This is a genomic window from Bradyrhizobium sp. (assembly GCF_035273305.1).
GTDB lineage: Bacteria > Pseudomonadota > Alphaproteobacteria > Rhizobiales > Xanthobacteraceae > Bradyrhizobium.
Genome location: NZ_DATEPI010000080.1, coordinates 1 through 10064 on the forward strand (window position 1 = coordinate 1; position 10064 = coordinate 10064).

Genomic DNA, 10064 nt, shown 5'->3' on the forward strand with positions numbered 1-10064 from the left:
ACCTGAACGATCGCGCGGACGACGCGGGGGTTATCGAAATTGAGATCAGGCTGATGCGAGAAAAATCGATGCCAGTAGAATTGACCGGCTTCGGGATCCCAGGTCCAGTTCGACTTCTCGGTGTCGGTGAAAATGATCCGGGTACCCAGATATTTCTGATCGGTATCGCTCCAGACATACCAGTTGCGCGCGCTGGATTTTCGGTCGCTGCGCCGCGCTCGCTTGAACCAATTGTGCTGATCGGAGGTGTGATTGATGACTAACTCGGTGATAACCCGCAAGCCTCGCCGCTTGGCTTCGACGATGAAGCGCCTGAAATCCTTCATGGTGCCGAAATCGGGATTAATGGCGCCGTAATCGGCGATGTCGTAGCCGTCGTCCCGACCGGGCGAGGGATAGAACGGCAACAGCCACAGTGTCGTGACCCCGAGATCCTGCAGATATCCGAGCTTCTCGGTTAATCCGGCGAAATCACCGATGCCGTCGTTGTTGCTGTCAGCAAATGCCTTGACGTGGAGCTGGTAGATGATGGCGTCCTTGTACCAAAGCTCATCGCCATCCAGCGCGGTGACGGGAAGCTCGCTTGCATCGATCGATGACAACAGGTTCATGCTGCCCTCACGCGAGACAGCGGAACAGCAGCGCAGGGTCGCGCTCCGGATCGATACGAACCCGAATCCCGCCCCATTCGAGAGCATAGCGTTCGCCGGTAATCAGGTTTTCGACCGCCACCACATTGCGACGGTCGGGGGCCGCACCGGTCTGTACATCGCCCAGCGGAAGCCAGAATTCGTGCGCGTCGCGCGAGAGCGAAATCGCCGCGACCACGCTGTTGGTCCCGTCAACCGATTCCTTTGCGAAACTGATGACGTTGCCGTCATCAATCGTGAGAAAACGGAGCTTGCTGGTCTGTTGCAATGCCGCGTTGTCCCGCCGCACGCGGTTGAGATCGCGAATATACGCTTTAATATTTCCCGGCTTATTCCAGTCCCGCACCTTGATCTCGTACTTTTCGGAATCGAGGTACTCTTCGCGCCCAGGAATCGGTTCGTGCTCCAGAAGCTCGAAGCCGTTGTAGATGCCATAACTGGCCGAAAGCGTGGCCGCGAGCGCGACGCGGGACTTGAACATCCAGGTCTCGCCACCTTGCAGGTGATAGGGCAGGATATCCGGGGTGTTGACGAAGAAATTAGGACGGTAAAAATCCCGCTCCGGATAGCCCGTCAACTCCGTGAGATATTGCTCCAATTCCCACTTCTGCGTTCGCCAGGTGAAATAAGTGTACGACTGGGTGAAGCCGAGCTTGGCAAGACCCTTCATCAGCTTAGGACGGGTGAAGGCTTCTGCAAGGAAAATCACGTCGGGGTGGCGCAGTTGAATCTCACGGATCAGCCACTCCCAAAAACGAAACGGCTTGGTATGAGGATTGTCGACCCGAAATATCTTTACCCCCTGTTCAATCCAGAACAGCACCACGTCGCGCAACGCATTCCACAGCGCGCCGGCATCCTGAGATGAAAAATCGGGGTTAACGATATCCTCGTATTTCTTGGGCGGATTTTCCGCATAGCGCATCGATCCATCCGGCCGCCGGCGGAACCATTGCGGATGCTGCTTGAGCCAGGGATGATCCGGTGAGCATTGCACGGCAAAGTCGAGCGCAATTTCCATGCCGTGCTGTTCGCACGCAGCCACGAAATCCCGAAAATCCTGCAGCGTGCCGAGCTGCGGATGTAGCGCGTCGTGGCCACCTTCCTCGGAGCCGATCGCATAGGGACTGCCGGGATCGCCTTCCGCTGGGGTCACCGCGTTATTGCGACCTTTTCGGTTGGTATGGCCAATTGGGTGGATGGGCGTCAGATAGATCACATCGAAGCCCATATCCGCGATATCAGGCAGCCGCGCGATGCAATCCCTGAATGTGCCGTGCTGGCCCGGCGTGTTGCCTTGGCTGCGCGGCACCATTTCATACCATGCGCCGGTTCGGGCCCGCGGCCTGTCCAGCATCAGCGGAAATAAGGCCGATCGTGTCAGGTCCGGCCGCGACTGGCTTTCCGCCATGGCCTCTTTCAATTCGTCGCTCAAAAGCGGGGCGACGTCGCCGGTCTGGAGAAAGTCCTCGCATTGCTTCAGGATCACGGAGGTCGCGGCCTGGCCGCCAGCCTGCGCTTTGGTCAGCATGCCTGCGCCCTCGAGGGCATCGAGATTGATGTCGGCGCCGGCCTTCTGCTTGAGTTCAACTCCGCGGCGCCAGGTCGCGAATTCGTCCGTCCAGGCTTCTATCGCATACACGTAGCGACCGGGCTGCTCAGGCACGAAAGATCCGCCCCAGCGATCGTTGCTGTGGAGGACCATCGGTTCGCGCCGCCACTCGCGGTCGCGCTCGCGCCGCCAGACCAGCGCTGCGCTCACCACGTCGTGACCGTCGCGATAAATGTCGGCCCAGACTTCGACCGGCTCACCGGCGATCCGCTTGACGGGAAAGCGGCCCCCCTCGATCAGTGGAAAGACATCTTCGATATGAAAAGCGCCGCCAGCCGCGGCGCTCTCGACAGTTTGAGTTGTCTTGTTCACGGTGATGCCACTGACATGGGAATGACGTCCCGTTTCGGTTGCGGAAATGGAGACGTTCCAGAATATACAAAGCCGCTGGCCGGATATTGGTTCCAGCGGAACGCTGGCCATGGCTGAGAGTTTAAACACCGCTATCCTCTTGTCTGCTCAATATATTTTGTTTGGCGACGCCCCGACGTTTTGCCCGGCAAAAGGCCTGCCGAATGGACCTTTCCATCAAAGCTAAAGAATTAGGCATCCATGCGGGGTTTATCGACGCCCACGGCCGCCAGCACGTAACGGACGAAGCTGCGTTGAAAGCGATCGTCGAAGCGCTTCCGCGTCGCGCTCCTCACAGCTTCCTGGATGATGCGGTGGTGGTTCGGTCCGGTTTTCCCGCCCGCAGCGAGCTCAGGCGGACGCCGGCGTGGCCACTGCACTGGAAGATCACGGCGGATGAGAAGGTGCTCGCGGAGGGCGTTGCTAATCAATCACGCAACCAGCGCGATATTTTTTGGCCGCCTGATTTGCCGACCGGGTGTTACCGAGTGCAGGTTGTGGATGCGAACTCAGTCTCCGACGAAGCCCCGTTCATTGCCGCGCCGCGCGCTGCCTACCACGGTGATTTCGAGCGATGCTGGCTGCTCGCGGTGCAGCTTTACGGGATCAGATCACCGCATAACTGGGGCATCGGCGATTTCAGCGACCTTGAACGGCTGATTGAACTTGCGGCCCAGCTGGGGGCGGACGGCGTCGGTCTTAATCCGCTGCACGTGCTGTTTGACGACCGGCCAGCGGATTGCAGTCCCTATTCGCCGAACAGCCGGCTGTTCCTGAATCCGCTTTATATCGACATTGAAAAGTTGCCCGGGTTTCAATCGAGCGGTGACAATCGCGACGACTTGGCGCGGCTGAGACAAAGCGGGATCGTCGGCTATTTTCAGGTCGCCACGTTGAAATGGCGCGCACTGCGATCGGCCTTTGATGGGTTCAAGGCGACTGCGAGCGGCGAAGACCAAAAAGATTTCGAGAACTTTCGTCGAGATGGCGCGGCGTTGTTGTTACGGTTCGCCTGCTTTGAGGTGCTCCGGCACAAATTCCACAAGCCATGGTGGGAATGGCCGGACGAATGGCGACAACCCGATGACCTCAAATGCGCGCGGCTTCGTCAGGGGGCGGAGCAGGCCGAAATCGAGTTCATCGAATTTGTGCAGTGGAACGCCGATCGCCAGCTCGGGAGTTGCCGACGTCGCGCCGACGAGCTCGGCATGAAGGTTGGTCTATATCTCGACGTCGCCGTGGGCGTGCAGTCGGATGGATTTGATGCGTGGAACGAGCAGTCCGCGATTTCGCGGCAGCTTGCGGTTGGAGCTCCGCCCGACATGCTCAACACCGCAGGCCAGAATTGGGGCCTTGCGGGTTTCAATGCGGCCGGCCTGGAAATCTGCTCATTCGAACCGTACCGGCAAATGCTGCGCGCCTCGATGCGGCACGCGGGCGCGATCCGGCTTGATCACGTGCTCGGCCTGAAGCGGCTCTATCTCGTGCCCGAAGGCTTTGCCGCCGATAACGGCGTTTATGTGCAGATGCCGTTCGAGGCTCTGCTGGCCGTGACCGCTCAGGAAAGCGTCGCGCATCGTTGCGTGGTGATTGGAGAGGATCTCGGCACTGTGCCGGAAGGTTTCCGCGAGCAAATGGCTGACTGGGGCATCTGGTCCTATCAGGTCATGATGTTCGAACGCGACCAGCACGGACGTTTTCGCGGAATTGATGATTATGCGCGCAACGCGCTGGTGACGTTCAACACCCACGACCTGTCGACCTATGCGGGTTGGCGGTCGTTCAGCGATCTTAAATTGAAGCGTTCGCTCGGCGTCGACCCCGGAGAAACTGATGATTCCCGCTGGCACGCCCTGACGATGCTGACGGAAGCCTTGCGTCACCATGGCGATGAACGTCACGATCTCTATGCGGTCGTCAGTTTTCTGGCACGGACCAAGTCACGCCTGCTTGCCATCTCGCTCGAGGATCTGCTCGGTTTGGTCGATCAACCCAACATTCCGGGAACGGTCAATGAACATCCGAATTGGCGCCAGCGCTTGCCACTTGCGATCGAGGAGATAGCGGCGGCAATTGACGTGCCGGCGCTCAGGAAGGCCACCGCCGGGCGAACGCGAGCCGGTCCATGATTCATCAGTACCAAAAGGGATAGCCGGTTGTCCTCAGCGATCGAAGATTATGCCTTGATCGGCGATTGTGAGACCGCGGCTTTGGTCAGCCGGGATGGCTCGATCGACTGGTTGTGCTGGCCGGCCTTCGATTCCGATGCCTGTTTTGCAGCCCTGCTCGGGACCGAACGGAACGGTCGATGGCTGATCGCGCCCGCGGATCCGGTCGTCAACTCGAGCCACCGTTACTGGGACAACACGCTCATCCTTGAGACCCGGTTTGAAACCGCGAGCGGCGTGGCCGTGCTGATCGACTTCATGCCGCCACGCGGCGATGCTTCTGATGTGGTCCGGCTGGTGCGCGGCATCTCCGGAAAGGTCAAGCTCAAGATGCAGTTGGTGATCCGCTTCGGGGTCGGCATCGATGTCCCTTGGGTCAAGCGAACGGAGGAGGGCGCGCTGCTGGCTATTTGCGGGCAGGACATGACGGTGCTGCGCACCCCGGTCGAAACCCGCGGCGAGGATTTAACCACAGTGGCGGAGTTTGAAGTCAAGGAAGACGAAACGATTCCGTTCGTGCTCACCTATGGTCCCTCGCATTTGCCGCTCCCTAAATCCATCGATCCCATCTATGCGTTGCGGCAGACGGAGGATTTCTGGATCAATTGGAGCAGCCATTGCACTTCTGATGGCGCAGACCGCGATCTCGTGATGCGATCTCTGATTACGCTGAAAGCGCTGACCTATGGACCAACCGGCGGGATTGTTGCGGCTCCGACGACCTCGCTCCCGGAAATTCTCGGTGGGCCAAAAAACTGGGATTACCGTTATTGCTGGCTGCGCGATGCCACGTTCACGCTGCTGGCGCTGATGAACTCAGGCTACACCGAAGAAGCATCCGCCTGGCACAATTGGTTGTTGCGCGCGGTGGCCGGAACGCCGGCCAAGATGCAGATCATGTACGGCATCAAGGGCCAGCGGCGGCTGCTCGAGTGGCAGGTGCCCTGGCTCGCCGGCTATGAGGGCGCGCAGCCGGTCCGGATCGGCAATGCCGCGCACGCCCAGTTGCAGTTGGACGTCTACGGCGAGTTAATGGATGCATTTCATCAGTCGCGCATGGCGGACCTGAAACTTGATCAAGGTACCTGGGAGGTCGAACTCAAGGTGCTGGAGCATCTGGCGGAAATTTGGGATGAACCGGATCACGGCATTTGGGAGCGGCGCGGCGAGCCCAGGCACTACGTGTTCTCAAAGGTGATGGCGTGGGTTGCGTTTGACCGCGCCGTCAAAAGCTCGGAAAAGTTTGGATTCAAGGCGCCGATCGAGCGCTGGCGCGCGCTGCGGGAAAACATTTTTCGCGACGTTTGCGAGAAGGGGTTTGATCGGCAGCAAAATGCGTTCGTAGAATCCTACGGCTCGCAACTGCTCGATGGCAGCATCCTTTTGTTGCCGGCGGTGGGCTTCCTTCCGCCTTCAGACCCCCGCATTCGAGGCACAATAGCAGCAATCGAGAATCATATGATGCGCGGTGGATTTGTGCTTCGCCATGATCCCCGCGAAAGCTCGGATCTGAAGCAGCCTTTGGAGGGCGCGTTTCTTGCCTGCAGCTTTTGGCTGGCCGATGCGTACGTGCTGACAGGCGAGATCGCGAAGGCGCAGGCGCTGTTCGATCGGGTGGTGGCGGTCGCGAACGATCTCGGACTGTTGGCGGAGGAATTCGAGGTCAACGCTGGACGGCAGATCGGTAATTTTCCGCAGGCGCTGACTCATATTGCTCTGGTGAACACCGCACACAATTTGAGCCGCGCCAAGAAACCTGTCGAGAAACCGGCCGTGCAGCGCTCCAAGTAACCATCCGGACCTACTGACAGGAACTTACCAGCCCCGAAGTCATTGTTTTGCCAGCTTCTGCTGGAGTTGGCTGATGGTCCGGTGCGTGTTCGCCGCGTTTTTGCTGGCTTTGTTGAATTTGCCTGTCGCGGCGGCGACCCGCCTTGATGCCACGGCCATCAATAATGCCGACTATCGCGCCAAGCCCAACTCCAGAAGCATCGATCCGACGATCGTAAAAGTTGAGGTGCTGCTGGACCGTGCCCGATTTTCGCCGGGCGAAATCGACGGCAAGCTCGGCGAGAACGCGCAGAAAGCCTTGAGGGCCTATGCTGAAGCGAACGGATTGCCCACGGACAACCCGCTGACCCCAGAGATCTGGAGAAAGCTCACCTCTTCGAACAGCGACCCTATCATCACCGAGTACACGATCGCCGAGAAAGACGTGAAGGGCCCGTTCTTGAAGAAGCTTCCGGCGAAGATGGAAGACATGAAGCACCTTAAAGCGCTTAACTACACGAGCGCGCGCGAGGCCATCGCCGAAAAATTTCACATGAGCCAGGAATTGCTCAGCGCGCTGAACCCTGGAAAGAAGTTCGATCGGGCAGGGCAAACCATACTCGTTGCCAACGTGCCTACTGCGACGAAATTGACGGTCGATCGCATTGAAGTGGACAAGTATCGCCAGACTGTCAAAGCGTTCGACCCATCTGGCGCCCTCATCGCGTTCTTCCCGGCGACCGTCGGCAGCGAAGAGAAGCCGACCCCAAGCGGTACTCTCAAGGTCATATCCGCCGATCCGAATCCGTTTTATCGCTACAATCCGGAATACAAATTCAAGGGCGTAAAATCGAAAAAGCCATTCAAGATAGCGCCGGGACCGAACAACCCGGTTGGGTCGTTCTGGATCGGACTATCGGCCGAAGGATATGGCATTCATGGCACGCCCGATCCATCCAAGGTCAGCAAAACGGCATCGCACGGCTGCATCCGGCTGACGAACTGGGACGCCAACCTGCTGGGCGCGAGCGTGAAAAAAGGAACGCCGGTCGTTTTTGTGGATGAGCCGCAGGAAAGCCGAAACGGCTGAGCGGGGTCACATCGAAAGCAGCGGGGCGAACTGTCAGCCGGATTTGTTTTCATTCAAGATGATATCGACGGCTGCCGCAAACCCCTCGTCTTCATTGGAGCGGCTGATATGCGTGGCCAATCTCTTGACGTCATCGGGAGCGTTGCCCATTGCGATGGAAATGCCGCTCTTGCGAAACATCGCCAAATCGTTCTGCATGTCACCGATGGTGGCGACCGCATCGCTCGAGATGTTCAGAAGCCGGGCGATTGCTTCCACAAAGGTGCCCTTGTCGCAGCCTGGTGGGGTTACATCCAGGTAGTAGCTCTGCGATCGTACCGCAGTGGCCAACGTGTCTAACGCTTGCTGCATCACGATCTCACAGCGCTGCAGCAGCGCCGGATCAGAGCTTGAGCCAACAATCTTGCAGCTTGCGGTGAGATAGGGCGCGAAATCCGCAACCACGGTGGGCTCGCTGCGGATCGCAAGCCTTTCGTGCGCGACATATTCGCCGTTGCCGTTCCGAGTAAGCCATTTCTCGCTGGTGAATAGCCAGCTATCGATACCAAACTCATTGAGCACCTCGAGACTGCGCTCGGCCGCCGAAGCGGGTATCAGATGCTGCTCGACAGGTTTCAACTGGGGATCGACGATCGAACTTCCGTTGAACGCTCCGATCGGCAGCGTGATGCCGAGAGGTCCTATCAGAAACCGCATGCCGATGATCGGGCGGCTGGAGATGATGGTGAAGGCGATGCCAGCGTCGTGCAGCCGCTTCACCGCGTTTCGCGCGCCATCGGTGAGTGTTTTGTCCTTGGTCAAAAGCGTGCCATCGACATCGGACACCACGAGCGCCACGCGGCTCATGCGCGCGTCCTACAGGACGTGTCGCGGCCGTATGACTCAAGCTGGAGCTGGCGGATGATGTCATCGACAATGGCATCAACCGAAGCGTCGATCGAGACCGTTACCGGATTTTCCCCGGCACCGGGCGGCTCAAGCGTCTTGAATTGGCTATCCAGCAGACCCGGAGGCATGAAATGACCGTGCCGCTGAGCGAGACGGCTCGCGATCAAATCCTTTGTGCCATCCAGGAAGATGATTCGGACATCGGTGCGTCCATGCACCAGCAGGTCGCGATAGGCGCGTTTAAGCGCGGAGCAGGCGATCACCGCGCGTTGGCCGGCTTTGCACAGCCGATCGATCTCATCGGCAATCGCCTGCAGCCATGGCCAGCGGTCTTCGTCGGTGAGCGGATGCCCGGCACTCATTTTGGCGACGTTGCTCGGTGGATGAAATCTGTCGCCGTCCTCGTAGGTCCACGATAATTTCTTGGCCAATGCATCCGCAACGGTGCTCTTCCCCGAACCGGATACGCCCATCACCACCAGTGCGCAGGGTATTTCGCCTGGCTTATCGGGCACCGAAATCCTCCGGGAGGGCTGCTTCATCCACGAGCCATATGGTCTCGCCGCTCGTGGAATGCGCCTGGTTCGCTGGCAGGTTCTCGCCTGCGAGGACGCGCGTCAAGATCGCGCGCTTTTCAGAACTGGCTACCTCGACCAGCATTTCCCGGCAACAGCCGAGTGCCGGCAATGTCAGCGTCACCCGCGGCACGAACGGCTCGACATTGGCGTTGGGCACGCCGACGACCCAGCGCCGGGTCTCGCTTACGGCCGGATAGCCCGGAAATAGCGATGCGGTATGCCCGTCAGGCCCGACGCCCATCAGCACGAGGTCGAACAACGGTCTGGTCGGATCGAATACCTTGGCGCCATAAAACGACTTCAGCTCGTTCTCATAGCGTTGCGCCGAGTCGTCCGGACCGGCGCTGTTGTCGGTGGGAATCGGATGCACGTTTGCAGCGGGCGCACAGCGATCGAGAAAAATCCGGCGCGCCATGCCCATATTATTTAAGGGATCTTCGGCTCCTACAAAACGCTCGTCACCAATGAACCAGTGCACGCGCGGCCACGGAATTCTGTTCCGCCACGCGTCGGTGGCAAGCAAGTGATAAAGCTTTTGTGGGCTAGAGCCGCCGGTCAGGCAAATCGCCACCTGGCCGTCGTTCGCCTCGATCCGCGACAGCAGCCGCTGTGCGGCCATATTGGAGAGCGCAACCGGATCGGAAAGGGTGATCACCCGGCGATTGGAACCGTTCGACATCCGATTCAGCCGAGCCTGCGCCAACTGCGGCCATCGCGCTTAAGCAGTTCTTCGGCGCCGGTTGGGCCTTCGCTGCCCGCTTCGTATTTCTCGAGCCCCTTGGCGCCAGCTTTTTTCCAGGCATCGAGGAACGGCTGCACCGCTTGCCAGCCGGCCTCGACGCTGTCGGCGCGCTGAAACAGGATGTTGTCTCCGATCATGCAGTCATAGATCAAGGTTTCGTAGCCGGTCGCTGGCTCGGCCTTGAAGTAGTCCTTGTAGCGGAATTTCATCTCGAC

Annotated in this window: 8 protein-coding genes and 1 pseudogene; 3 read left to right on the top strand and 6 right to left on the bottom strand. The window is 59.1% G+C overall.

Translation table 11 applies throughout. From position 1 onward, the window contains the following. Window positions 1–611 (bottom strand): alpha-amylase family glycosyl hydrolase (locus tag VJV58_RS05100; RefSeq protein WP_324136254.1); only part of this gene is annotated, 611 nt, incomplete at its 3' end. Window positions 612–618: 7 nt separating this feature from the next. Continuing rightward, window positions 619–2574 carry an alpha-1,4-glucan--maltose-1-phosphate maltosyltransferase gene (locus VJV58_RS05105; RefSeq protein WP_324136260.1) on the bottom strand — a complete coding sequence of 652 codons (1956 nt, stop codon included), beginning with the start codon at window positions 2572–2574 and terminating at the stop codon, window positions 619–621. Window positions 2575–2777: 203 nt separating this feature from the next. Here VJV58_RS05105 and malQ point away from each other — a divergent pair, with 203 nt between their 5' ends. The 3 genes from malQ (at window position 2778) to VJV58_RS05120 (ending at window position 7641) form a co-directional block, all read left to right on the top strand. Continuing rightward, entirely contained in the window at window positions 2778–4742 is a 1965-nt protein-coding gene (gene malQ, locus VJV58_RS05110; RefSeq protein ID WP_324136255.1) for a 4-alpha-glucanotransferase, read from the top strand. Window positions 4743–4769: 27 nt separating this feature from the next. Continuing rightward, window positions 4770–6572 (top strand): glycoside hydrolase family 15 protein, encoded by a 1803-nt coding sequence (locus VJV58_RS05115; RefSeq protein WP_324136256.1) that lies wholly within the window; start codon window positions 4770–4772, stop codon window positions 6570–6572. Between the two features lie 73 nt (window positions 6573–6645). Beyond that, window positions 6646–7641: a L,D-transpeptidase gene (locus VJV58_RS05120; protein ID WP_324136257.1), complete on the top strand. Its 996-nt coding sequence runs from the start codon at window positions 6646–6648 to the stop codon at window positions 7639–7641. Window positions 7642–7674: 33 nt separating this feature from the next. Here VJV58_RS05120 and VJV58_RS05125 read toward each other — a convergent pair whose 3' ends face one another. From VJV58_RS05125 to VJV58_RS05140, 4 genes and pseudogenes are all read right to left on the bottom strand, one after another. Next, entirely contained in the window at window positions 7675–8487 is an 813-nt protein-coding gene (locus VJV58_RS05125) for a Cof-type HAD-IIB family hydrolase (protein WP_324136258.1), read from the bottom strand. Then, entirely contained in the window at window positions 8484–9002 is a 519-nt protein-coding gene (locus tag VJV58_RS05130) for a gluconokinase (RefSeq protein ID WP_324136261.1), read from the bottom strand. Before VJV58_RS05130 ends, VJV58_RS05125 begins: the two co-directional genes overlap by 4 nt. 31 nt (window positions 9003–9033) lie before the next feature. Beyond that, complete coding sequence (pgl, locus tag VJV58_RS05135; protein WP_324136259.1) at window positions 9034–9786, bottom strand: 6-phosphogluconolactonase; 753 nt, start codon at window positions 9784–9786, stop codon at window positions 9034–9036. Window positions 9787–9791: 5 nt separating this feature from the next. Next, window positions 9792–10064 (bottom strand): annotated as a pseudogene (locus VJV58_RS05140) (glucose-6-phosphate dehydrogenase); the annotation flags it as partial.